This window comes from Mitsuaria sp. BK037, assembly GCF_014193045.1.
Classification (GTDB): Bacteria; Pseudomonadota; Gammaproteobacteria; order Burkholderiales; family Burkholderiaceae_C; genus Roseateles.
In genome coordinates this window covers 970,979-994,145 of the sequence record NZ_JACHYS010000001.1, presented here as the reverse complement: position 1 = coordinate 994,145, position 23,167 = coordinate 970,979, and the positions used below count along the sequence as shown (strand labels likewise).

Sequence of the window (23,167 nt, the reverse complement as noted above, 5' to 3'; positions counted from 1 at the left end):
GTCCAGGTCCCTCAGTTCTTGTTGGCCGCGTGGTGGGCTCTGAGCGCGTCCACCAGCTCGTCCAGCCGTTCGGCGCTCATGAAGCTCAGCATCTGGCGGTCGTTGACCAGCATCACCGGCGAGTCGGCGCAAGCGCCCAGGCACTCGCTCTGCTGCACGGTGAAGACGCCGTCGGCGGTCGTGCCACCGGCCTCGACGCCCAGCTTCGTGCACAGGTGGTCCAGCGCCTTCTGGCCGTCGCGCAGCTGGCACGGAAGATTCGTGCAGACGTTCAGCTTGAACGCGCCCAGCTTGCGCTGGTTGTACATGTTGTAGAAGGTCGTGACCTCGTAGACGGCGATCGCCGGCATGCCGAGGTAGTCGGCGATCGCGTCCTCGGCCTCGCGGGACACGTAGCCCTGCTCCTGCTGGACGATCGACAGGCAGGCCATCACGGCCGATTGCGCCTGTTCCGCCGGGTACTTGGCGACTTCGCGCGCGAAGCGCGACTTGGTCGCGTCGCTCAAGACAAATTCAGTGCTGCTCATCGCTTCACCACTCAACGGTCAATTTCACCGAACACGATGTCCATCGTGCCGATCACGGCCACGGCGTCGGCAATCATGTGGCCCCGGGCCATCTCGTCCAGCGCGGCCAGGTGCGAATAGCCCGGCGCGCGGATCTTCAGCCGGTACGGCTTGTTGGCGCCGTCGCTGACGATGTAGATGCCGAACTCGCCCTTCGGATGCTCGACCGAGGCGTAGGCCTCGCCCTCGGGGACGCGGAAGCCTTCGGTGAACAGCTTGAAGTGGTGGATCAGCTCTTCCATGCTGGTCTTCATCGCCACGCGGCTGGGCGGCGCCACCTTGTGGTTGTCGGTGATGACCGGACCCGGATTGGCCTTGAGCCACTTCACGCACTGCTGCACGATGCGGTTGGACTGGCGCATCTCCTCGACCCGCACGCAGTAGCGGTCGTAGGTGTCGCCGTTGGTGCCGACCGGGATGTCGAAGTCCATGCGGCCGTACACGTCGTAGGGCTGGGTCTTGCGGGTGTCCCAGGCGATGCCCGAGCCACGCAGCATCGGGCCGGTCAGGCCCAGGTTCAGCGCGCGCTCCGGCGACACGACGCCGATGCCCACCGTGCGCTGCTTCCAGATGCGGTTGTCGGTCAGCAGCGTCTCGTAGTCGTCGACGTTGGCCGGGAAGCGGTTGCAGAAGTCCTCGATGAAATCGAGCAGCGAGCCCTGACGGTTCTCGTTGAGCTTGTCGATCGCCTTCTGGTTCTTGATCTTGCTGACCTTGTACTGCGGCATCGAGTCCGGCAGGTCGCGGTACACGCCACCCGGACGGAAGTAGGCCGCGTGCATGCGCGCGCCCGACACTGCCTCGTACATGTCGAAGATGTCCTCACGCTCGCGGAAGCAGTAGATGAGGATGTTCATCGCGCCGCAGTCGATGCCGTGCGCGCCCAGCCAGAGCAGGTGGTTCAGGATGCGGGTGAGCTCCGCGAACATCACGCGGATGTACTGCGCGCGCTCCGGGACCTCCAGGCCCAGCATCTTCTCGATGGCCAGGCAGTAGGCATGCTCGTTGGCCATCATCGACACGTAGTCGAGGCGGTCCATGTAGGGCAGCGACTGGATGAAGGTCTTGGACTCGGCCAGCTTCTCGGTGGCGCGGTGCAGCAGGCCGATGTGCGGGTCGGCGCGCTGGATCACCTCACCGTCCAGCTCGAGCACCAGGCGCAGCACCCCGTGCGCGGCCGGGTGCTGGGGACCGAAGTTCAGGGTGTAGTTCTTGATTTCGGCTGGCATGCTCACAGGCCCCCGTAGTTGTCTTCGCGAATCACGCGCGGGGTGATCTCGCGCGGCTCGATCGTGACCGGCTGGTAGATCACGCGCTTCTGGTCGGGGTCGTAGCGCATCTCGACATGACCCGTCACCGGGAAGTCCTTGCGCATCGGGTGGCCGATGAAACCGTAGTCGGTCAGGATGCGACGAAGGTCCTCATGACCCTCGAAGATGATCCCGTACAGGTCGAAGGCCTCGCGCTCGAACCAGTTGGCGGCGTTCCAGATCGGCGTCACCGCGGCCACCGACGGGAAATCGTCGTCAGGCGCGAAGACCTTGACGCGCAGGCGCCAGTTCTTGTTGATCGACAGCAGGTGCGAGACCACCGCGAAGCGCGCGCCGTCGTAGGCGCCGTCCTTGTAGGCCGAGTAGTCCACGCCGCACAGGTCGATCAGTTGCTCGAAGCGCAGCTCCGAGTGATCGCGCAGCAGCTTGGCGACATTGAAGTAGTCCTTGGCCGCGACGGTGATCGTGATTTCGCCCAGCTCGCGCTTGAGCGCGACGATCTGCTCGCCGAGCACGGATTGCAGCGCCGCCTGCAGGGTGTCGAGTTTCATGGTCATGGGAATCAGCCTGCTTCTGCTCAGCGAGCGATGGTGTTCTCGCGACGGATCTTGGCCTGCAGCTGCAGGATGCCGTAGAGCAGCGCCTCGGCGGTCGGCGGACAGCCCGGGACATAGACGTCGACCGGGACGATGCGGTCACAGCCCCGCACCACCGAATAGCTGTAGTGGTAGTAGCCGCCGCCGTTGGCGCAGCTGCCCATGGACAGCACCCAGCGCGGCTCGGCCATCTGGTCGTAGACCTTGCGCAGGGCGGGCGCCATCTTGTTGCACAGCGTGCCGGCCACGATCATCAGGTCGGACTGGCGCGGGCTCGGACGGAACAGCATGCCGAAGCGGTCGATGTCGTAGCGCGCGGCGCCCGCGTGCATCATCTCCACCGCGCAGCAGGCGAGACCGAAGGTCATCGGCCACAACGAGCCGGTCTTGGACCAGTTCACCAGCTTGTCCAGCTGGGTGGTCATGAAGCCTTCCTTCAATACGCCTTCGTTACCCATATCGAATTTCCAATCTTTCGAGATCAGCGGAGAAGGGCCCTCGAGCGCGCGACCGTCGCCTTGACGCCGCGTTGACGCGTTGCCCTTCCCTAACGGACACGCGCCCGAAACGGGCGCCGTGTCCTGATGCGTTCACGGGCCCGGCGCGTCGCCGCGGGCCCGCGGTCGGGTCGTCACTCCCAGTCGAGCGCGCCCTTCTTCCATTCGTAGGCGAAGCCCACGACCAGGATGCCCAGGAAGATCATCATCGCCCAGAAGCCTTCCGGACCGATCTCGCGCAGCGAGACCGCCCAGGGGAACAGGAAGGCGATTTCCAGGTCGAAGAGGATGAAGAGGATGGCGACGAGGTAGTAGCGCACGTCGAATTTCATGCGCGCGTCCTCGAAGGCCTCGAAGCCGCATTCGTAGGGGCTGTTCTTTGCCGCGTCAGGGCGACGCGGACCCGCCAGGAAGCCCAGCACTTGCGGGGCGATACCCACTCCGCAACCGACCAGGATGAAAAGGATGACGGGCAGGTATTGTTCCAGGCTCACGGCTTGCTCTCGTTTTGATGCCGGGATCGAGATACTGCCGCAGTGGGCGGCAATTCCAATTCCCAACGTGTCACCGAAGATTGGCGGGCCAGGGCCGACCAACGATTCGGCAAAAGCAACGGGCGCGCCGCCAGCGATTATCCAATCGCTCACGGACCGCGCCCGCCTAGGACTCCGGAAATTCGCACACGCCTGTCGCGTGGAGATTCCCCCGAATCCTTCAACCTGCTTGATCTGCTTCGATCCGGCTTTCCGGCTAGATCACGAAGACCATGGCAGGCCGATTTATCTGGTGCCGACGGCGAGACTCGAACTCGCACAGCTTTCGCCACTACCCCCTCAAGATAGCGTGTCTACCAATTTCACCACGTCGGCTGGTTGTCACCCTTCAGTGACTTTGTCTTGACGGCTCGCGTTTCAGACAGCCTCGAATTCTATAGCGCTTTCTGAGCGACAAAAAGAAACCGAAGCAATTTTGTCGAGGAGCTTGCGCTTGCCGCCCATCTCTGTCAGTTCGAGGCGCCCGAGGCCGCCGCCGAAGGCGCGGCCTGAGGAGCGATCGACGCACCGGGCAGCGCCGCGGCCGATGCCGGGGAGGCCGGCGTGGCGGCACGTTCCAGCAACTGCTCGCCCGCCGTCGGGCCGGCACCAATGCCGCCCTCGCGGTGGCTGCCCATGTAGGCCAGGGCCAGCGTCGCCACGAAGAAGATCGTCGCGGCGACCGCGGTCGAGCGCGACAGGAAGTTGGCGCTGCCGGTCGCGCCGAACAGCGAGCCCGAGGCCCCGCTGCCGAACGAGGCCCCCATGTCGGCACCCTTGCCGTGCTGGACCAGCACCAAGCCGATCATCGCCAGTGCCGCGATCAGCTGCACCACCAGCACCAGGTTCATCATCACTTGCATTGCTTCTTTCTCCAGGAACCTTGAACGCCGGACTTCAGCCGGCGGCGCGGCAGATCGCCGCGAAATCGGCCGCCTTCAGCGCGGCGCCTCCGATGAGGCCGCCATCGATGTCGGGCTGCGCAAACAGTTGGACGGCGTTGTCGGGCTTGACGCTGCCGCCGTACAGGATCTGCATCTGATCGGCCTTCTGCGTGGCCGCGCGCAACTGCTGGCGCAGCAGCGCATGGACCTGCTGGGCCTGCTCCGGCGTGGCCGTCAGGCCGGTGCCGATCGCCCACACCGGCTCGTAGGCCACGACGATCTCGCCGATGCAATGCGTCAGCGTGTGGATCACCGCCGCCAGTTGGCGCTTGACGACCTCTTCCGTCTTGCCGCCCTCGCGCTCGGCCAGCGTCTCGCCGACGCACACGATCGGCGTGACGCCATGCGCCAGCGCCGCCTTGGCCTTGTCGGCGACCAGCTGGTCGCTCTCGGCGTGGTAGGCGCGGCGCTCCGAGTGCCCCACGATCGCGAAACGGCAGCCGATGTCCGCCAGCATCGCCGACGACACCTCGCCGGTGTAGGCGCCCTGCTCGTGCGTGGACACGTCCTGCGCACCGTAGGCCATCTGCGTGCCGGTCAGCGCCAGCGCCGTCTCCGTGATGTACGGGAAAGGCACGCACACGGCCACCTGGGCGTTCCACGGACCCGCTTCCTTGAGGCCCGCCAGCAGCACGGCGTTCGACGCACGGGTGCCATGCATCTTCCAGTTGCCGACCACCAGTTTCTTGCGCATCAGATCAACTCCCTTGAAACCGAAAAATCCCGCGAGCGCGCTGGACGCTCACCAGCTCAGCACGATCTTGCCGATGTGCTCGCCCGACTCCATCAGCGCGTGCGCCGCGGCCGCCTCGGACGCCGGCAGTTGCCTGAAGATCACCGGCGCGATGGCACGGGACTCGAGCAGCGGCCAGACCCGCTCGCGCAACGCGCGGGCGATGCCGGCCTTGAACGCGATCGGACGCGGGCGCAGCGTCGAGCCGGTGATCGTCAGACGACGACGCAGGACCTGGCCCGCGTCGAACTCCGCCTTCACGCCACCCTGCACCGCGATGATCACGGCGCGGCCGTCATCCGCCAGGCACTGCACGTTGCGCGCGACATAGCTGCCGGCGACCATGTCCAGGATCACGTCGACGCCGCGACCGCCGGTCGCCGCCTTCACCACCTCGACGAAGTCCTGCTCGCGATAGTTGATCGCGACGTCGGCGCCCAGCGCCAGACAGGCCTTGGCCTTGTCCGCAGTGCCGACGGTGACCAGCACCGTCGAGCCCAGCGCCTTCGCGATCTGGATCGCGGTGACGCCGATGCCCGAACTGCCGCCATGCACCAGCAGGCTTTCGCCAGGCTGCAGGCGGGCGCGCTCGAAGACATTGCTCCAGACGGTGAAGAAGGTCTCCGGCAGGCTGGCGGCCTCGGCCATGCTCCAGCCCTGGGGGACCGGCAGGCACTGGACCACCGGCGCCACGCACAGCTCGGCATAGCCGCCGCCCGCGACCAGCGCGCAGACCGCGTCGCCGACCTTCAGGCCAGCGGCGGCCAGCGCCTGCGCATCTCCCGACTCGACAACACCCGCGACCTCCAGACCCGGCAGATCGCTGGCGCCCGCCGGCGGCGGATACGCGCCCTTGCGCTGCAGCACATCCGGACGGTTGATGCCATAGGCCTGCACGCGGATCAGGCACTCGCCGGCCCCAGCGACGGGGTCGGCGCGTTCGATCAGCTGCAGGACCTCCGGTCCGCCGGGCTGCGTGATGGCGATGGCCTTCATGGCAGGTCGGGTCGCGGTGCGTCGAAGCCGGAGCCGGGCCGATTACTCGGCCGAGCCTTCGCCGTGAGCCGGAGCGACCGGCGCCGCGTCGCGGTCCAGCAGCGCCTTCATCGACAGCTTGATGCGACCCTTCTCGTCGGTCTCCAGGACCTTGACCTTGACGATCTGGCCTTCGCTCAGGAAGTCGGTGACCTTCTCCACGCGCTGGTGGGCGATCTGGCTGATGTGCAGCAGACCGTCCTTGCCGGGCAGGATGTTGATCAGCGCGCCGAAGTCCAGGATCTTGGTGACCGGGCCTTCGTAGACCTTGCCGATCTCCGCTTCGGCGGTGATCTGCTCGATGCGCTTCTTGGCCAGCTCGGCCTTGTCGCCGTCGGTCGAGGCGATGGTGATGGTGCCGTCCTCGGCGATGTCGATCTGCGTGCCGGTCTCTTCGGTCAGCGCGCGGATGGTGGCGCCGCCCTTGCCGATCACGTCACGGATCTTCTCCGGATTGATCTTCATCGTGTACAGGCGCGGAGCGAACTGCGAGATCTCGGCATTGGCCGAGCCCATCGCGTCGACCATCTTCTCCAGGATGTGCAGACGCGCTTCCTTGGCCTGCGCCAGGGCGACCTGCATGATCTCCTTGGTGATGCCCTGGATCTTGATGTCCATCTGCAGCGCGGTGATGCCCGAGGTCGTGCCGGCCACCTTGAAGTCCATGTCGCCCAGGTGGTCCTCATCGCCCAGGATGTCGGTCAGCACGGCGAAGCGGTTGCCGTCCTTGATCAGGCCCATGGCGATGCCGGCGACGTGCGCCTTCAGCGGCACGCCGGCGTCGAGCAGCGACAGGCAGCCGCCGCAGACCGAGGCCATCGACGACGAGCCGTTGGACTCGGTGATCTCCGAGACCACGCGGATCGAGTACGGGAAGTCTTCCTTGCTCGGCAGCACCGCGACCAGCGCGCGCTTGGCCAGGCGGCCGTGGCCGATCTCGCGGCGCTTGGGGCTGCCCACGCGGCCCGTTTCGCCGGTGGCGAACGGGGGCATGTTGTAGTGCAGCATGAAGCGCTCGGAGTACTCGCCGGCCAGCGCGTCGATGACTTGCGCGTCGCGGTCGGTGCCCAGCGTCGCGGCGACCAGCGCCTGCGTCTCGCCGCGGGTGAACAGCGCCGAGCCGTGGGCGCGCGGCAGCACGCTGTTGCGGATCTCGATGGCGCGGACGGTGCGGGTGTCGCGACCGTCGATGCGCGGCTCGCCAGCCAGGATCTGGCCACGCACGATGCGGGCTTCGATCTCGAACAGCAGGCCGTCGACTTCCACGCCGTCGAAGGCGACGCCTTCCGCGGTCAGGGCGTCCTTGACCTTGGCGTAGGCGCTGCGGCAGGCCTCGGTGCGGGCCTGCTTGGAGCGGATCTGGTAGGCGGCGCGCAGCTCTTCCTCGGCCAGCGCGGTGACCTTGGCGATGAAGCCCTCGTCCTTGGCCGGGGCGACCCAGTTCCAGGACGGCTTGCCGGCTTCGCGGACCAGCTCGTTGATCGCGGCGATCGCGATCTTGCCCTGGTCGTGGCCGTAGGTGACGGCGCCCAGCATGATGTCTTCGCTCAGCTGGTCGGCTTCCGATTCGACCATCAGCACGGCCGCTTCGGTGCCGGCGACCACCAGGTCCAGCTTCGAGTCGATCAGCTGGGTCTTGCCCGGGTTCAGCACGTACTCGCCGTTGACGTAGCCCACGCGCGCGGCGCCGATCGGGCCGTTGAACGGGATGCCGGAGATCGCCAGCGCGGCGCTCGTGGCGATCATCGCGGCGATGTCGGCCTGGACTTCCGGGTTCAGCGAGACGGTGTGGATGACGACCTGGACTTCGTTGAAGAAGCCTTCAGGGAACAGCGGACGGATCGGGCGGTCGATCAGGCGCGAGGTCAGGGTCTCGAGCTCGCTCGGACGGCCTTCACGCTTGAAGAAGCTGCCGGGGATCTTGCCGGCGGCGTAGGTCTTCTCGATGTAGTCGACGGTCAGCGGGAAGAAGTCCTGGCCGGCCTTGGGGGCCGACTTGGCGACGACGGTCGCCAGGACCACGGTGTCCTCGATGTTCACCAGGACGGCGCCGCTGGATTGACGGGCGATCTCGCCGGTCTCCATCACGACTTGATGCTGGCCCCATTGGAAGGTCTTGGTGACCTTGTTGAACATGCTCATTCGAGTTCTCCTCAGTTCAGGGATGCGCCGCTCGCGGTGCGGCGCGGAACCGGGAGTGAAGCTGGGTTTGGCGGGATGCCATTCCAGAGCGCCTGCTTGCCCGGCCCCCGCCGGCAAGCGCATTGGAATGACACAGCAGCGCCACGTCAGCCCGACTCCATCGTCTTCTCAGGCGGCCTGCCCTGCGGGCGGGCGGCCTGACCGGCGACTGGACCGGCGGCGGGCCGTCCGGAACGCTCCGGCAGCGGCTCGCAGAAACGACAAAGAGCCTGTTGGAATCGGACCAATCAGGCTCTTTGCATGCACGCGCGACTTACTTGCGCAGACCCAGCTTCTGGATCAGGGCGGTGTAGCGGTCAGCGTCCTTGTTCTTCAGGTAGGCCAGCAGGCTCTTGCGCTGGTTGACCATCTTCAGCAGGCCGCGGCGGCCGTGGTGGTCCTTGGCGTGCAGCTTGAAGTGGGGGGTCAGCTCGTTGATGCGAGCGGTCAGCAGGGCGACCTGGACTTCGGGGGAGCCCGTGTCGTTGGCGCTGCGGGCGTTGGCCTTGACGATGTCGGCCTTGTTCAGATCGGCGATGGACATGATGCGTTCCTTGTTCCGGAATGGTTCGGAAGGTCCGCCGGGCATGGCCGATGAAGGCTGCGAGTGCGCTGACGGTTTCCGAGGATTGACTTGCGGTCACAGGTGAAACCGACCCGTGCCGTGCTGGCTGTTTCCCTGGACGGGCCAGGCAAAACAGCGCGCAGTATATACGAATCGGGCATCGAATCGGCGCTCGCCCAGAGCCGACGGCCCTGGCGCCCCGCCCGGCCGCGGCGGCGGCGATCAGTCCGGGCGGCGCATCCGGCAGGTCGAAGGCTGCGCCGCCTGCGCCGCATCCAGGTAGCGCAGGGTGCGGAAGCCGTAGCCCGATCCCTCGTTGTCGTGCGGCACGCCGGCCTCCCCGGCGCGGCGCATCACGCTGACGTACAGCGGCTGCTGGAGCTGGTGATCGGCCGCCCGCATCACGCCCTCGTGAGCGATGCCCAGCGGCCGGCCGTCGAGCTTCAGCCCCTCAAGCGCCGTCGCCACCGCCTGGGGCGAGGTCGTGCCGGCCCGCTCCATCGCGGCGACCAGCATCTCCACCATCAGCTGCATGCGGGCATGCAGGTAGTCGTGCTCCGGCTTCGGGAAGCGCTGGCGGAACGCGGCATAGAAGCGCTCCGCGTCGGGGGTGCCGACGTTGGGATGCCACTCGGCCACGGCCAGCACCCGGTCGACGCCCACCTCGCCGAGCACGCCCGGCACGCCCAGCGCATTGCCGTAGAAGGTGTGGAAACGCGCCGTCAGGCCGATGTCCTTGGCCGCCTTGATCAGCAGCGTCAGATCGTTGCCCCAGTTGCCGGTCAGCACCGCCTGGGCGCCGCTGGCGCGGATCTTGGTCGCGTAGGGCAGGAAGTCCTTCACCCGGCCCAGCGGATGCAGTTCGTCGCCGACGATGCGTAGGTCGGGCCGGCGTCTGGCGAGCATCGCCCTCGCCTGCTCGCGCAGATGCTGGCCGAAGCTGTAGTCCTGGTTGATCAGGTAGATCGTCTTCAGCGCCGGGTCCTGGGCGATCACCTCGACCAGCGCGGCCAGCCGCATGTCGGTGTGGGCATCGAAGCGGAAATGCCAGAAGCTGCACTGCGCGCCGGTCAACGCGGGATCGACGGCGGCGTAGTTCAGGAACAGCGCGCGGCGCGTCGGCTCGCGCGCGTTGTGCTTCTCCAGCGCCGCGATCAGCGCACCGGCGACCGCCGAGCTGTTGCCCTGCAGCACGACCGGGATGCCCTGGTCGGTCGCGGCGCGCAGCATGGACAGCGACTCCTCGACCGAGCCCTTGCTGTCGAATCGCACCAGCTCCAGTCGCCGAGCGCCGCCAGGCAGCCGCACGCCGCCGCGCGCGTTGACACGCTCGGTGGCCCAGACCAGGTTGCGGAACACCGCTTCGCCGCCATTGCCCAGCGGACCGGACAGGCCCTCGATCAGCGCGAGCCGGATGGGCACCGCCGGCTCGCTGATCTGGCGCAACGACACAGAAGACGGAGACCGAGACGGTGGTGGTGACGAGGACGAAGCGTTCGGCCCCGTCGTCACGCGGGTCGCTCCCGCGGCGCTCGCCATGCCAACGGCCATCACGGCGCCCAGCAACAGCGCCGCCCGCCTCGCCAGGCGCCTCACAGCGCGGCCGGGCCGTTCAGTTGCGACAGGTCCCAGCGCGGGCGGACCTCGAAGCCGCCACCGCGCGTGAGCGCCGCCATGTCGCGCTGCAGGCGCAGCGCGGCGGCGAGCGCGATCATCGCGCCGTTGTCGGTGCACAGGTGCAGCTCGGGATAGTGCACGCGCACGCGGCGCTTGTCGCAGACCGCGTTCAACTGCTCGCGCAGCCGCTTGTTGGCGCCGACACCGCCGGCCACGACCAGCCGCTTCAGCCCGGTGTCCTTGAGCGCGAGCAGCGCCTTCTTCACCAGCACCTCGACGATCGCGGCCTGCGTCGATGCGGCCAGGTCGGCACGCTGCGCCTCGGTGATGCCGCCGGGCTGCGCCTCGAGCTTGCGCACCTGCGTCAGCACCGCCGTCTTGAGGCCCGCGAAGCTGAAATCGGGCTTGCCGCTGTGCAGCAGCGGTCGCGGCAGCGCGAAGGCCTCGGGATCGCCCTGCTCCGCCAGCTTCGACAGATGCGGGCCACCGGGGTACGGCAGGCCGAGCAGCTTGGCCGACTTGTCGAAGGCCTCGCCCGCGGCGTCGTCGATGGTTTCGCCGAGCAGCTCGTAGCTGCCCACGTCGTCGACCCGCATCAGCTGCGTGTGGCCGCCCGAGACGAGCAGCGCGACGAAGGGGAACTCCGGCGGATCCTCGGACAGGAACGGCGACAGCAGGTGGCCCTCGAGGTGATGGACGCCCATCACCGGTCGATCGAGCGCGGCGCCCAGCGAGGCCGCCACGCCCGCGCCCACCAGCAGCGCGCCGGCCAGACCGGGCCCCTGGGTGTAGGCGACGACGTCGATGTCCGCCAGCGACAGGCCGGCGCTGGCCAGCACCTCGCGGGTCAGCGGCAGCACGCGGCGGATGTGGTCGCGCGAGGCCAGCTCCGGCACCACACCGCCATAGGCCTGGTGCATCGAGATCTGGCTGTGCAGCGCATGCGCCAGCAGCGCGGGCACGCCGTCGCCCGAGGCGTCCACCAGCGCCACGCCGGTTTCGTCGCAGGAGGATTCGATGCCGAGGACACGCATGGACTCAGCCGCCGCTCAATGGTTCTCTTTGGCGTGGTTGATCGAGTACTTGGGGATCTCGACCGTCACGTCGGTGTTGGACAGGATGGCCTGGCAGGACAGACGCGAATTCGGCTCCAGGCCCCAGGCGCGGTCCAGCATGTCCTCCTCGTTCTCCTCCATCTCGGACAGCGAGGCGAAGCCCTCGCGCACGATCACGTGGCAGGTGGTGCAGGCGCAGACCTGGTCGCAGGCGTGCTCGATCTCGACGTGGTTGTCGAGCAGCGCCTCGCAGATCGTCGTCCCGGACGGCGCCTCGATGGTCTTGCCCTCGGGCGCGTATTCGGGATGGGGAAGGATCTTGATGACGGGCATGGGATGTCCTTGAAGCTGGCGGTGTCGGCTCGCGCTCAGACCTGATCGATGCTGCGGCCGGTCAGGGCCTGCTGGATGCCGCGGTTCATGCGCGCGGCGGCGAAGGCCTCGGTGCCCTTGGCCAGCGCCTGGACGGCGGCATCGATGGCATCGGCATTCGCGGCCGCGTCGTCGACCTGCGCCTTGGCGAGCAGGTCCGACTGCAGCGCGGCGATCTCGGCGCGCTCGGCCTCGCTGAGCAGGTCGCCGTCGGCGCGCAGCGCGGACTGGGTGGCGAGGATCATGCGCTCGGCCTCGACGCGCGCCTCGCGCAGCTTGCGGGCGGCCATGTCGGATTCGGCGCTGGCGAAGCCTTCGCGCAGCATGGTGGCGATCTGCTCGTCGGCCAGGCCATAGCTCGGCTTGACCTGCACCGCCGCCTCGACGCCCGAGCCCAGCTCGCGCGCGGACACGCTCAGCAGGCCGTCGGCATCGACCTGGAAGCTCACGCGGATGCGGGCGGCGCCCGCGGCCATCGGCGGGATGCCGCGCAGCTCGAAGCGCGCCAGCGAGCGGCACTCGCTCACCAGTTCGCGCTCGCCCTGCAGCACGTGCACCGCCAGCGCGGTCTGGCCGTCCTTGAAGGTGGTGAAGTCCTGGGCCTTGGCGACCGGGATGGTGGCGTTGCGCTCGATGATGCGCTCGACCAGCCCGCCCATGGTCTCCAGGCCCAGCGACAGCGGGATCACGTCCAGCAGCAGGATCTCGCCGTCGGCGCTGTTGCCCGCGAGCTGGTTGGCCTGGACCGCCGCGCCGAGCGCGACGACCTCGTCGGGATTCAGGTTGGTCAGCACCTCGCGGCCGAAGAGCTCGCTCACGACGCGGCGCACGATGGGCATGCGCGTCGAGCCGCCGACCATCACCGTGCCCTGCACCTCGTCGGCGCCGACCTTGGCGTCGCGCAGCACGCGGCGCACCGCCAGCAGCGTCTTGTTGACCAGCGGCAGGGCCAGTTCATCGAACTGGGCGCGCGACACCTCGACGCTCAGCGCGCCGGCGTCGAGCGCGGCGCTCAGCGTGACGCGTTCGGCATCGGTCAGCGCCTCCTTGGCCAGGCGCGCGGCGACCAGCACGCGGCGCTTGTCGGCGGCGCTGGTGACGCTCAGGCCGGCCTGCGCCAGCGCCCAGTCCGCCAGCAGGCGGTCGAAGTCGTCGCCGCCGAGCTGCGCGTCGCCGCCGGTGGCCACCACCTCGAAGACGCCTTTCGTCAGGCGCAGCAGCGAGATGTCGAAGGTGCCACCGCCCAGGTCGTAGACGGCGTAGAGCCCCTCGCTGCCGTTGTCCAGCCCGTAGGCGATCGCGGCGGCGGTGGGCTCGTTGATCAGGCGCAGCACGTTCAGGCCCGCGAGCTGCGCCGCGTCCTTCGTGGCCTGGCGCTGCGCGTCGTCGAAGTACGCGGGCACCGTGATGACGGCGCCGAACAGGTCGTCGTTGAAGGTGTCCTCGGCGCGCTGGCGCAGCGTGGCCAGGATCTCGGCACTGATCTCGACCGGCGACTTCAGGCCCTCGCGCGTGGCCAGGCTCAGCATGCCCGGCGTGTCCTCGAAGCGATACGGCAGCTTGTCGCGGTTGGCGATGTCCTCGACGCGGCGCCCCATGAAGCGCTTGACCGAGACGATGGTGTTCTCCGGGTCCTCGGCCTGCGCGGCCAGCGCGTCGTAGCCGAACTGGCGGCGGCCCTCGGGCATCACGCGCACCGCCGACGGCAGGATCACGCGGCCCTGATCGTCGGGCAGGCACTCGGCGACGCCGTGGCGCATCGCCGCCACCAGCGAGTGCGTCGTGCCCAGGTCGATGCCCACGGCGATGCGCCGCTGATGGGGATCGGGCGACGCGCCGGGTTCGGAGATTTGCAGCAGGGCCATGGTGTCGTGTCTTGTTCTTCGGAAGTCGAGGCGGCGGGCGGCGATGCGCGCGCGGGCCTCAGGAATGCTCGAGCGCCTCCAGGCGCTGGTCGATGTCGGCGCGGAAGCGCGTCAGGAACATCAGCGCGCGCACCGATTCGGCGGCGGCCGCGGCGTCGCCCTCGTCGTCGAGCTGGCGGCCGGCCTGGGCCAGCAGCGCGCGTTCGCGGCCGGCGACCTGCTGGTCGATGGCCAGGATCGCGTCGGGCGTCTTGGCCTCGTCCAGCGACTCGCGCCATTCCATCTGTTCCATCAGGAAGGCGGCCGGCATGCGGGTGTTCTCGTTGGCCTGGATCGGCGCGCCACGCAGCTCGCAGAGATAGGACGCGCGCTTGAGCGGATCGCGCAGGCGCTGATGCGCCTCGTTGACGCGCAGCGACCACTGCATCGCCAGGCGCTGCGAGGCGGCGCCGTCGGCGGCGAAGCGGTCCGGATGCACCTTCGCCGCCAGCGCCTTCCAGCGCTGCGCGATCTCGGCGCCGTCCTGCGCGAAGCGCTGCGGCAGGCCGAACAGGGTGAAGTCGTCGTCGTCGAGTTTCACGATGTCAATGAAAAAAGCGCGGCCGAGCTGCCGCGCCGATGAAGCGGTGACCGTCAGCGCGCGCAAGACATCGCCGGGCCGCCCCAAGATGGCTTGCTGCCCCCTCGGGGGGCGGGACGGGCGTACACGCCCGTCGGGGGGCCGACAGTCAGACGCGGAAGGATTCGCCGCAGCCGCAGCGGTCCTTCTCACGCGGGTTGCGGAACTTGAAGCCCTCGTTCAGGCCCTCGCGGACGAAGTCCAGCTCGGTGCCGTCCAGGTAGGGCAGGCTCTTCGGGTCGATCAGCACCTTGACGCCATGGCCCTCGAAGACGACGTCCTCGGGGGCCACTTCATCGGCGTACTCCAGCTTGTAGGCCAGGCCGGAGCAGCCGGTGGTCTTGACGCCCAGGCGCACGCCGACGCCCCGCCCGCGCTTGGCGATGTAGCGCGTGACGTGCCGGGCGGCGGCTTCGGTCAGGGTGACGGACATCGCGCGGACCTCAGGCGGTGGCGGTCGCGGCGTCGGCGGTCTGGCCGTGCTTGGCGCGGTAGTCGTCCACGGCGGCCTTGATGGCGTCCTCGGCCAGGATCGAGCAGTGGATCTTCACCGGCGGCAGCGCCAGTTCTTCCGCGATCTGGTTGTTCTTGATGGACAGCGCTTCGTCCAGCGTCTTGCCCTTGACCCACTCGGTGACCAGCGAGCTCGACGCGATCGCGGAGCCGCAGCCGTAGGTCTTGAACTTGGCGTCCTCGATCAGGCCGGTGGCCGGGTTCACCTTGATCTGCAGCTTCATCACGTCGCCGCAGGCCGGCGCGCCGACCATGCCGGTGCCCACCGATTCGTCGCCCTTGTCGAAACCGCCCACGTTGCGGGGGTTCTCATAGTGGTCGATGACCTTGTCGCTGTATGCCATGACTGTTCTCCAACGTCGTTGTTCGGGTGTCCTGCGGATCAGATCAATGAGCGGCCCACTGGATGGTGCTCAGATCGATGCCTTCCTTGTACATGTCCCACAGCGGGGACAGCTCGCGCAGCTTGGCGACGCGGTCCTTCAGCAGCGAGACGGCGTAATCGATCTCTTCCTCGGTCGTGAAGCGGCCGATCGTCATGCGCAGCGAGGAATGCGCCAGCTCGTCGCTGCGGCCCAGCGCGCGCAGCACGTAGCTGGGCTCCAGGCTGGCGGACGTGCAGGCCGAGCCCGAGGACACGGCGATGCCCTTGATGCCCATGATCAGCGACTCGCCCTCGACGTAGTTGAACGAGGCGTTGACGTTGTGGGGCACGCGGCGCTCGAGGTCGCCGTTGATGAAGACCTGCTCGATGTCCTTCAGGCCATCCAGCAGGCGCTGCTGCAACGCCTTGATGCGGGGCAGCTCGGTGGCCATCTCCTCGCGGGCGATGCGGAAGGCCTCGCCCATGCCGACGATCTGGTGCGTGGGCAGCGTGCCCGAGCGCAGGCCGCGCTCGTGGCCGCCGCCGTGCATCTGCGCTTCCAGGCGCACGCGCGGCTTGCGGCGCACGTACAGCGCGCCGATGCCCTTGGGACCGTAGCTCTTGTGCGAGGCCAGGCTCATCAGGTCGACGGGCAGCGTCGCCAGGTCGATCTCGACCTTGCCGGTGGCCTGCGCGGCGTCGACGTGGAAGATGATGCCCTTCTCGCGGCACAGCGCGCCGATGGCGGGGATGTCCTGGATCACGCCGATCTCGTTGTTCACGAACATCACCGAGATCAGGATCGTGTCCGGGCGGATCGCCGCCTTGAGCACGTCGAAGTCGATCAGGCCGTCTTCCTTGACGTCGAGGTAGGTCACCTCGAAGCCCTGGCGCTCCAGTTCGCGCGTCGTGTCGAGCACGGCCTTGTGCTCGGTCTTGACGGTGATCAGGTGCTTGCCGCGGGACTGGTAGAAGTTGGCCGCGCCCTTGATGGCGAGGTTGTTGGACTCGGTCGCGCCGGAGGTCCAGACGATCTCGCGCGGATCGGCGTTGATCAGCTTGGCGACCTCGCCGCGGGCCTTCTCCACGGCTTCTTCCGCTTCCCACCCCCAGGCATGACTGCGCGACGCCGGATTGCCGAAATGCTCGCGCAGCCACGGGATCATCGCGTCGACGACGCGCGGGTCCACCGGCGTGGTGGCGCCGTAGTCCATGTAGATGGGGAAGTGCGGGGTCATGTCCATGGGAACGTTCTTCTTGTCGACTACTGAATCGGGTTGACGCGGACCGGAGCGGAGCGGAGGGCCGGGATCACTTGCTCATCGCATTGCCGAGCGCGAAGACGGAATTCGGCGCGGTGATGCGGATGGGCTTGACGACGGGGGTGCTGGAGATGGCGCGCTTGACGGGCGCTTCCTCGACGGTGACGCCCTTGGCGAGCTGGTCGTCGACGAGCTTGCGCAGCGTCACGGAGTCCAGGAACTCGATCATCTTGTTGTTGAGCGCGGTCCAGAGGTCGTGCGTGATGCAGCGGCCGTTGTCGTCGCCCATGCAGTTTTCCTTGCCGCCGCAGCCGGTGGCGTCGATGGGCTCGTCGACGGCGACGATGATGTCGGCGACGGTGATTTCATCGGAGCGGCGGCCGAGCGAATAGCCGCCGCCGGGGCCGCGGGTGGACTCGACGAGCTGATGGCGGCGGAGCTTGCCGAACAGCTGCTCCAGGTAGGACAGCGAGATCTGCTGGCGTTGGCTGATCGCCGCCAGCGCGACGGGGCCGCTGTTTTCGCGCAGGGCCAGATCGATCATCGCGGTGACGGCAAAACGACCTTTGGTGGTGAGACGCATCGAACTTCTCCTTGGCGCCCGTGTCGGGCTTCAGGACATGGAGGCGGCGGCTCGGCTGACGCCGGGTCGACTCACGAAGCAGGGTTTCCCCCTGCAATGTCCGAGCATTTTACTCAATTAAGAAGGAGCTTGCTCGGGTTACCCCCGACTGGCGTCGAGGGGGCCGTTCCAGGCCAGGCGCGGAACGGCGGTTTGCGCTAGAGGCCAGATGTCCAGCGGCCGGGCGGCCGGCCCGGGCGGGCCTTGGCATCCCGCGCCGCCGGATTCTCAATGACAGCGCCAATAACCCTTCCCGCAGGCGGGGTCTTGCGAGCGATCTCAGGCTCGTGCGGTCCGGGCGCGCCTCCGGTCGGCGTTCGCCAGATCGGCCAGCGGCGAAAGCAACGCCCGGTCGAACTCCTCCAGCGGCAGCCCGTCCCGAACCCGCCGCGGCCAGTCGGCATTACTCAGCGCGCCCCGTCCCAGGGCGATGAGGTCCGCCTCCCCGCGCGCCACCATCCCCGCGGCGCGGGCCGGATCATGCAGCGATCCATTCGCGATCACCGGCACCGACCCGTACCGCCGCGCCAGTGCCGCGAGGCTCGGACCTTCTCCGAAGGCCGGCTGCCAGGCCTCGAACTCGGTCGTGTGCAGGTAGTCGATCGGTGCCGCCGACAGAGCCCTGAACACCAGTGCTGCGTCGGCCTCGGCGCCGCGCCACTTGTGGCCGAAGTCGTTGACCTTGCCCTGCGACACCCGATAGCCGACCGGGAACCCCGCGCCCACCGCCTCCCGCACGGCGGCGATCACCTCGACGCCCAGCCGCAGCCGCTGAGCCAAGGCGCCGCCATAGCCGTCCTCGCGCCGATTGGTGTGCTCGGTGAGGAACTGGTCCAGCAGATACCCATTGGCGCCGTGCAGCTCCACCCCATCGAAGCCGGCCTCCCTGGCCCGCACCGCCGCCGCGGCGAACCCGTCGATCGCCGCGGTGATCTCCGCGAGCGTCATGGCTTCGGGCATGCGATACGGCCCCTCCCCTCTATAGAAAGACATCTGGACGCCCGCCGGCTGCACCGCCGAAGGCCCCTTCGCCACGGCCCGGTGCGCGTTGCCCTGGGAGATCGCACCCGCGTGCATCAGCTGCGCCACGATGCGTCCGCCTGCGGCATGGACGCTTTCCACCACCGGTCGCCAGGCGTCGCGTTGTGCGTCGTCAGCCAGCCCCGGCTGGAAGAGATATCCCTGCGAGTACGCGCGGTCGGTATAGATCCCTTCCGTGATGACCAGCCCAAAGCCGCCCGCCGCGAAGTCGGCGTAATACCGCGCCATGCGCGGTGTCGCCCGGCCTTCGGCAGTCGCGCTGACGCGCGTCATCGGCGCCACGGCCCATCGATTCGCAAGCCGCAGCGGCCCCAGGTCAACGGGGTCGAACAGGTTGGACGCCTTCATGTCAGCGCCCCTGCGCACCGGGCACTTCGGCGATCGCCTCGATCTCGATCATCGCCTCCGGCGTGTAGAGCGCCTTGATCTCAGCGATGGTGTCCGCCGGGTACGGCATCGAGAAGAACTCGCGCCGCAGGGCCACCACATCGTCGAAATGACCCATGTCGGTCACGAAGATCGTGACCTTGATGACGTCCTTCAGCCCCGCGCCGCCGGCTTCCAGCGCCCGACGCAGGTTCGCGAAGGCTTGGCGCCCCTGGGCCAGAAAACCGCCCGCCACGATGCGGCCGTCTTCCCCGGCGCCGGCCTGACCGGAGATGAAGAGCAGCCCGCCCGCCTTGATGCCTTGCGACAGCAGGTAGGGCTCATAAGGATCGGGATGGGTGATGACGCGTTCCAGCATGATTGCATTCCTTTCATTCATCGAGGCCGACGAAGCGCCGGCCTCGGGGTGAACAATAGGGAAGCACCTAGCGGGCGACAAAGGTTCAATTGTCAGCCGTAAGATGAGCAGAGTTCATTCATCAGCACCCTCCGATGGATCGTCGATCACTTCCGCTGTCCGCGCTGCGCGCCTTCGAGGCGGCCGCGCGCCTGGGTAGCTTCAAGGCCGCCGCCGAGGAACTCGCCGTGACGCCGACGGCGATCAGCCATCAGATCCGAGGGCTGGAGGAGCAATCCGGCGTCGCGCTCTTCGAGCGCCAGGTGCGCCGCGTCACCCTGACCGAGGCCGGCGCCCAGCTCTATCCCGTGCTGCGCGACGGCTTCGACGCGATCCAGTCGGCGCTTGAGCGCCTGACCCAGCCGCGCCGCCGGCCGCAGGTGGTGATCTCGGCGACCAATGCCTTCACGGTGAAGTGGCTGGTCCCGCGCATGTCCGACTTCCGCCTGCGGCATGCCGACATCGACCTGCAGTTGCAGGCGTCGGACGAGGTGGTCGACCTGCGCTCGACGGCGGTCGACATCGCGATCCGCTACGGTCGCGGCCCCTATCCCGGTCTCAGCACCGAGCCGCTGTTTGCGGACCACTTCGCGCCCGTCGCCAATCCGCGGCTCGGCGTGAGCTCGATCGAGGACCTGGCGCGCGTGCCGCTGATCTGCTTCGATTGGAAACGGCCGCAGCCGGAGAACCCGACCTGGGAGCGCTGGTTCGCCGCGGCCGGCATCCTGGGCCGGTCATCGGCCGGGCAACTGCGTTTTTCGGACGAAGGCCATGCGATCCAGGCGGCGGTCGCCGGCCACGGGATCGCGCTGGTGAGCCAGGCGCTGGTCGCCGAGGAGCTCGCCGCCGGTCATCTGGTGCAACCGTTCGGGCCGGTGATCGATGGCCACACCTATCACCTGGCCGTCAGCAGCGAGCGGGCGCCGTCGACCAGCACGCAGGCGGCCATGGTCTGGCTGAGACAGCAGGCGGCGGCGGGATCGTGAGCGGCCGGGCCTACCCGGGACCGGCAATTGCCCTCTCCGCGACTCCACACCTGGGAGACCCCCATGACCCTCACGCAAATCGAGACTGTCCGCGCCGCACGCCTGCAGCTGATCGACCTGGGCGACGAGAAAACCGCCGCCCTGCTGGCGTGGGCCCTGGAGGAGCCGTCGACGCCGCGCCCGTCGACCGAGCCTCCGCCCCAGCGGGACCTGCCGCCCACGGCTTGAAGGGTCGGTAAGGCTTGCCGGCAAGACGCCGGCGTCTATCGATCCTCGCTTTGCTTCGTTCCGATCCCTGGCCGGGATCCCTAGGCTGCGGCGCTCAGATGCCTTGCGCTCCACGCGCCCGCCGCCATGACCGTCCCGCCCGCCCCGACCGTTTCCGGATCCACCCGCCGCCGCTGGCTTGCGCAGGCCGCCGCGCTCACCGGCGCGGTCGCCCTGCCCGCCGCCCCCGTCAGCGCGGCCGAAACCACGACCCTGCGCATCGGCTACCAGAAGTCCAGCACGCTGACGCTGCTGCTCAAGTCGCGCGGGGTGCTCGAGCAGGCGCTCGCCCCGCGGCAGGTCGCTGTCTCCTGGCATGAATTCACCTCCGGCCTGCCGCTGCTGGAGGCGCTCAACATCGGCGCGCTGGACCTCAGCGCGGACGTCGCCGACGCCGTGCCGCCGTTCGCGCTGGCCGCTGGCGCCAAGCTCACCTACTACGCCATCGAGACGCCCTCGCCGACCGCCCAGGCCATCGTCGTGCGCAAGGATTCGCCGATCACCAGCGTCGCCCAGCTCAAGGGCAGGAAGGTGGGCTTCGCCAAGGGCGCCGGCGCGCATTACCTGCTGCTCGAGGCGCTGAGCCAGGCCGGCCTGTCGATCCGCGACATCGAGCCCGCCTACCTCACACCCGCCGACGGCCGCTCCGCCTTCGAGAACGGCGCCATCGCCGCCTGGGTCGTGTGGGATCCCTTCCTGGCGGCGGTGCAACGCCAATCGGGCGCCCGCATCCTGGTCGACGGCACCCGCATCGCGGCCTACCGGCGCTTCTACCTCGCGGCCACGCCCTTCGCGCAGCGGCACCCGGAGATGCTGCAGCGCGTCTACGAGGAACTCCAGCGCGCTGGGGAATGGGTCAAGAAGAACCCCGCCGCCGCGGCCGATTGGCACGCGCCGGCGCTTGGCCTGGACCCCGCCATCGTCGCCGCCGCCAATGAGCGCCGCAGTTATGCGGTGCGTCCGATCGACGCCGAGTCGCTGTCGGAGCAGCAGCGCATCGCCGACGCCTTCAGCGGCGCGCAGATCCTGCCTCGGCGCGTCGCCATCCAGGAATCGCCGGTCTGGCGCCCCGCCTGACCGGCCCGCCCGACCGCCCGACCGCCAGGAGCCCGCCGCCATGACCGTCCTGCATCCCACCGACACGATCGCCACGACCGCGTCCAACGCCACAACCGCTCCGGCCGCTTCGGCCGCCTCGTCGCCCGCATCCGCGGCCGCGCCGGTCCTGCACCCGCCTCAGGCGCCCCGCCATCCGGCGCCGCTGCCGACTCGCACGGTCGCCGACGTCCGCGCCGCGCTGCTCGCGCGGGTGGAGATCGCGCTGCTCGACGTGCGCGAGGAAGCGGCCTATGCCGAGGCCCATCCGCTGTGGGCCGCCAACCTCGCCGCCTCGCGGCTGGAGCTCGACGCCTGGGGGCGCCTGCCGCGGCGCGGCGTGCCCATCGTCGTCTATGACGACGGGGAAGGCGTGGCGGCGGCGTCGGCGCGCAAGCTGCAGGCGCTGGGCTACACCGACGTCGCGCTGCTCGCCGGTGGCCTGGGCGCCTGGCGCGAAGCAGGTCTCGAGCTGTTCCGCGACGTCAACGTGCCGAGCAAGGCCTTCGGCGAGCTGGTCGAGGCCCGGCGCCACACCCCCTCGATCCCGGCCGACGAACTCCAGCGTCGCCTCGCGCGCGGCGACCAACTCGTCCTGCTCGATGCCCGGCGCTTCGACGAATACCGCAGCATGAGCCTGCCCGGCTCGATCAGCGTGCCTGGCGGCGAACTGGTGCGACGCGTCCGCGACCTCGCGCCGGACCCGACGACCCTCATCGTCGTCCACTGCGCCGGCCGCACCCGCAGCCTGATCGGCGCGCAGTCGCTGATCGACGCCGGCGTGCCCAATCCCGTCGTCGCGCTGCGCAACGGCACGATCGGCTGGACGCTCGAGGGCCTGGCGCTCGCGCAGGGCCAGGGGCGCTCGCACGAGGACGTGCCGCTGGGCGACCTGGACGCGGCGCGCGAAGGCGCCACGGCACTGGCCCGCCGCGCGCATGCGCAGCGCATCGATGCGCGTGTGCTCGCCGACTGGCTGACCGATCCGCGTCGCTCCACCTACCGCTTCGACGTCCGTGGCGCCGACGAATACGCGCGCGGCCACCGTCCGGGCTTCCGGCACGCGCCGGGCGGCCAGTTGATCCAGGAGACCGACCACCACGTGCCGGTGCGCGGCGCGCGCATTGTGTTGAGCGACGACGACGGCATCCGTGCCTCGATGGCGGCGGCCTGGCTGGCGCAGATGGGCTGGGAGGTGGCGGTGCTGCCGCCGGATCCCGCGGCGCACACCGAGACCGGCCCGGACCTGCCGCCGCAGCCGCTCTCCCCGACCGTGGCCACGGTGACGCCGGCCGAGCTGGCCCGTTGGCGCGACGAGGACGCCGACCGCGAACAGCCGGACACGGTGGTCATCGACGTCGCGCCGAGCATCACCTACATCGTCCGGCACATCCCCGGCGCCTGGTGGAGCCCGCGCGCTCGGCTGGCTGAGGCGCTGCGCACCGTCATTCCGGCGGCGCGCCGCGTCGTGCTGACGGGCAACCTGGGCGTGCTGCCGCGCTTCGTCGCGGCCGACCTTGCCGCGGAACTGGCGGCCGAGGGTCGCGAGCTGCTGGTGCTGGAGGGCGGCACGACGGCTTGGTACGACGCGGGCCTCCCGATCGAATCCGCCAATCCCCGCCTGGCCTTCCCGCGCGACGACCGTTACCGCCGCCCTTACGAGGGCAACCACCATCCGCGCGACGCGATGCAGGCCTACCTCGACTGGGAGTACGGTCTCCTCGCGCAACTGGACCGCGACGGCACGCATTTCTTCCGCGTCATCGAAGACTGACCGAACGACA

At 68.8% G+C, this 23,167-nt stretch carries 25 protein-coding genes and 1 tRNA gene; 4 read left to right on the top strand and 22 right to left on the bottom strand.

Annotated features, from left to right (window positions below; translation table 11 throughout):
* Window positions 1–11: 11 nt before the first annotated feature.
* The 22 genes from nuoE to FHT37_RS04220 form a co-directional block, all read right to left on the bottom strand.
* Window positions 12–527, bottom strand: a complete 516-nt coding sequence (gene nuoE / locus FHT37_RS04325; protein WP_147241146.1) for an NAD(P)H-dependent oxidoreductase subunit E — start codon at window positions 525–527, stop codon at window positions 12–14.
* A gap of 11 nt (window positions 528–538) precedes the next feature.
* The gene (locus FHT37_RS04320) at window positions 539–1,795 is read right to left on the bottom strand and encodes an NADH-quinone oxidoreductase subunit D (protein ID WP_147241145.1); all 1,257 of its coding nucleotides are present in this window, start codon (window positions 1,793–1,795) and stop codon (window positions 539–541) included.
* Between the two features lie 2 nt (window positions 1,796–1,797).
* Window positions 1,798–2,394: an NADH-quinone oxidoreductase subunit C gene (locus FHT37_RS04315; protein ID WP_183479059.1), complete on the bottom strand. Its 597-nt coding sequence runs from the start codon at window positions 2,392–2,394 to the stop codon at window positions 1,798–1,800.
* A 20-nt stretch (window positions 2,395–2,414) separates the two neighbouring features.
* Window positions 2,415–2,891 carry an NADH-quinone oxidoreductase subunit B family protein gene (locus FHT37_RS04310; protein WP_067067101.1) on the bottom strand — a complete coding sequence of 159 codons (477 nt, stop codon included), beginning with the start codon at window positions 2,889–2,891 and terminating at the stop codon, window positions 2,415–2,417.
* A gap of 173 nt (window positions 2,892–3,064) precedes the next feature.
* A complete protein-coding gene (locus FHT37_RS04305; protein ID WP_091724279.1) occupies window positions 3,065–3,424 on the bottom strand; it encodes an NADH-quinone oxidoreductase subunit A in 360 nt (119 codons plus the stop codon).
* Between the two features lie 290 nt (window positions 3,425–3,714).
* Window positions 3,715–3,799, bottom strand: a tRNA-Leu gene (locus FHT37_RS04300).
* Between the two features lie 134 nt (window positions 3,800–3,933).
* Window positions 3,934–4,326, bottom strand: a complete 393-nt coding sequence (gene secG / locus FHT37_RS04295; protein ID WP_091724278.1) for a preprotein translocase subunit SecG — start codon at window positions 4,324–4,326, stop codon at window positions 3,934–3,936.
* A gap of 34 nt (window positions 4,327–4,360) precedes the next feature.
* On the bottom strand, window positions 4,361–5,101 hold the full coding sequence (gene tpiA, locus FHT37_RS04290) for a triose-phosphate isomerase (RefSeq protein WP_147241144.1): 741 nt from the start codon (window positions 5,099–5,101) through the stop codon (window positions 4,361–4,363).
* A gap of 48 nt (window positions 5,102–5,149) precedes the next feature.
* Entirely contained in the window at window positions 5,150–6,136 is a 987-nt protein-coding gene (locus FHT37_RS04285; protein WP_183479057.1) for an NAD(P)H-quinone oxidoreductase, read from the bottom strand.
* Window positions 6,137–6,178: 42 nt separating this feature from the next.
* Entirely contained in the window at window positions 6,179–8,317 is a 2,139-nt protein-coding gene (gene pnp / locus FHT37_RS04280; RefSeq protein WP_091724275.1) for a polyribonucleotide nucleotidyltransferase, read from the bottom strand.
* Between the two features lie 313 nt (window positions 8,318–8,630).
* A complete protein-coding gene (gene rpsO, locus FHT37_RS04275; protein ID WP_091724274.1) occupies window positions 8,631–8,900 on the bottom strand; it encodes a 30S ribosomal protein S15 in 270 nt (89 codons plus the stop codon).
* 243 nt (window positions 8,901–9,143) lie between these two features.
* Window positions 9,144–10,460 carry a branched-chain amino acid ABC transporter substrate-binding protein gene (locus tag FHT37_RS04270; RefSeq protein ID WP_091725200.1) on the bottom strand — a complete coding sequence of 439 codons (1,317 nt, stop codon included), beginning with the start codon at window positions 10,458–10,460 and terminating at the stop codon, window positions 9,144–9,146.
* Window positions 10,461–10,513: 53 nt separating this feature from the next.
* Window positions 10,514–11,572 carry a tRNA (adenosine(37)-N6)-threonylcarbamoyltransferase complex transferase subunit TsaD gene (tsaD, locus tag FHT37_RS04265; protein ID WP_091724273.1) on the bottom strand — a complete coding sequence of 353 codons (1,059 nt, stop codon included), beginning with the start codon at window positions 11,570–11,572 and terminating at the stop codon, window positions 10,514–10,516.
* A gap of 15 nt (window positions 11,573–11,587) precedes the next feature.
* Window positions 11,588–11,926, bottom strand: coding sequence for an ISC system 2Fe-2S type ferredoxin (gene fdx, locus FHT37_RS04260; RefSeq protein WP_091724272.1), 339 nt, complete (start codon window positions 11,924–11,926; stop codon window positions 11,588–11,590).
* 35 nt (window positions 11,927–11,961) lie between these two features.
* On the bottom strand, window positions 11,962–13,830 hold the full coding sequence (gene hscA, locus FHT37_RS04255) for a Fe-S protein assembly chaperone HscA (RefSeq protein WP_183479055.1): 1,869 nt from the start codon (window positions 13,828–13,830) through the stop codon (window positions 11,962–11,964).
* A 58-nt stretch (window positions 13,831–13,888) separates the two neighbouring features.
* Window positions 13,889–14,410, bottom strand: a complete 522-nt coding sequence (gene hscB, locus FHT37_RS04250) for a Fe-S protein assembly co-chaperone HscB (protein WP_091725198.1) — start codon at window positions 14,408–14,410, stop codon at window positions 13,889–13,891.
* Between the two features lie 148 nt (window positions 14,411–14,558).
* Complete coding sequence (gene iscA / locus FHT37_RS04245) at window positions 14,559–14,882, bottom strand: iron-sulfur cluster assembly protein IscA (protein WP_091724270.1); 324 nt, start codon at window positions 14,880–14,882, stop codon at window positions 14,559–14,561.
* A 10-nt stretch (window positions 14,883–14,892) separates the two neighbouring features.
* Window positions 14,893–15,306 carry a Fe-S cluster assembly scaffold IscU gene (iscU, locus tag FHT37_RS04240; RefSeq protein ID WP_091724269.1) on the bottom strand — a complete coding sequence of 138 codons (414 nt, stop codon included), beginning with the start codon at window positions 15,304–15,306 and terminating at the stop codon, window positions 14,893–14,895.
* Window positions 15,307–15,349: 43 nt separating this feature from the next.
* On the bottom strand, window positions 15,350–16,570 hold the full coding sequence (locus FHT37_RS04235; RefSeq protein WP_091724268.1) for an IscS subfamily cysteine desulfurase: 1,221 nt from the start codon (window positions 16,568–16,570) through the stop codon (window positions 15,350–15,352).
* Window positions 16,571–16,637: 67 nt separating this feature from the next.
* Complete coding sequence (locus tag FHT37_RS04230; protein WP_091724267.1) at window positions 16,638–17,171, bottom strand: Fe-S cluster assembly transcription factor; 534 nt, start codon at window positions 17,169–17,171, stop codon at window positions 16,638–16,640.
* A gap of 318 nt (window positions 17,172–17,489) precedes the next feature.
* Window positions 17,490–18,599 (bottom strand): NADH:flavin oxidoreductase, encoded by a 1,110-nt coding sequence (locus FHT37_RS04225; RefSeq protein WP_183479053.1) that lies wholly within the window; start codon window positions 18,597–18,599, stop codon window positions 17,490–17,492.
* 1 nt (window position 18,600) lies between these two features.
* A complete protein-coding gene (locus tag FHT37_RS04220; RefSeq protein WP_183479051.1) occupies window positions 18,601–18,996 on the bottom strand; it encodes a RidA family protein in 396 nt (131 codons plus the stop codon).
* A 134-nt stretch (window positions 18,997–19,130) separates the two neighbouring features.
* Between FHT37_RS04220 and FHT37_RS04215 the strand changes: the two genes are divergently transcribed.
* The 4 genes from FHT37_RS04215 (at window position 19,131) to FHT37_RS04200 (ending at window position 23,157) form a co-directional block, all read left to right on the top strand.
* On the top strand, window positions 19,131–20,021 hold the full coding sequence (locus FHT37_RS04215; protein ID WP_183479049.1) for a LysR substrate-binding domain-containing protein: 891 nt from the start codon (window positions 19,131–19,133) through the stop codon (window positions 20,019–20,021).
* Between the two features lie 63 nt (window positions 20,022–20,084).
* Window positions 20,085–20,249 (top strand): hypothetical protein, encoded by a 165-nt coding sequence (locus FHT37_RS04210; RefSeq protein ID WP_175538223.1) that lies wholly within the window; start codon window positions 20,085–20,087, stop codon window positions 20,247–20,249.
* Between the two features lie 126 nt (window positions 20,250–20,375).
* The gene (locus FHT37_RS04205) at window positions 20,376–21,365 is read left to right on the top strand and encodes an aliphatic sulfonate ABC transporter substrate-binding protein (RefSeq protein WP_183479047.1); all 990 of its coding nucleotides are present in this window, start codon (window positions 20,376–20,378) and stop codon (window positions 21,363–21,365) included.
* A gap of 40 nt (window positions 21,366–21,405) precedes the next feature.
* Complete coding sequence (locus FHT37_RS04200; protein WP_183479045.1) at window positions 21,406–23,157, top strand: rhodanese-like domain-containing protein; 1,752 nt, start codon at window positions 21,406–21,408, stop codon at window positions 23,155–23,157.
* Window positions 23,158–23,167 lie beyond the last annotated feature (10 nt).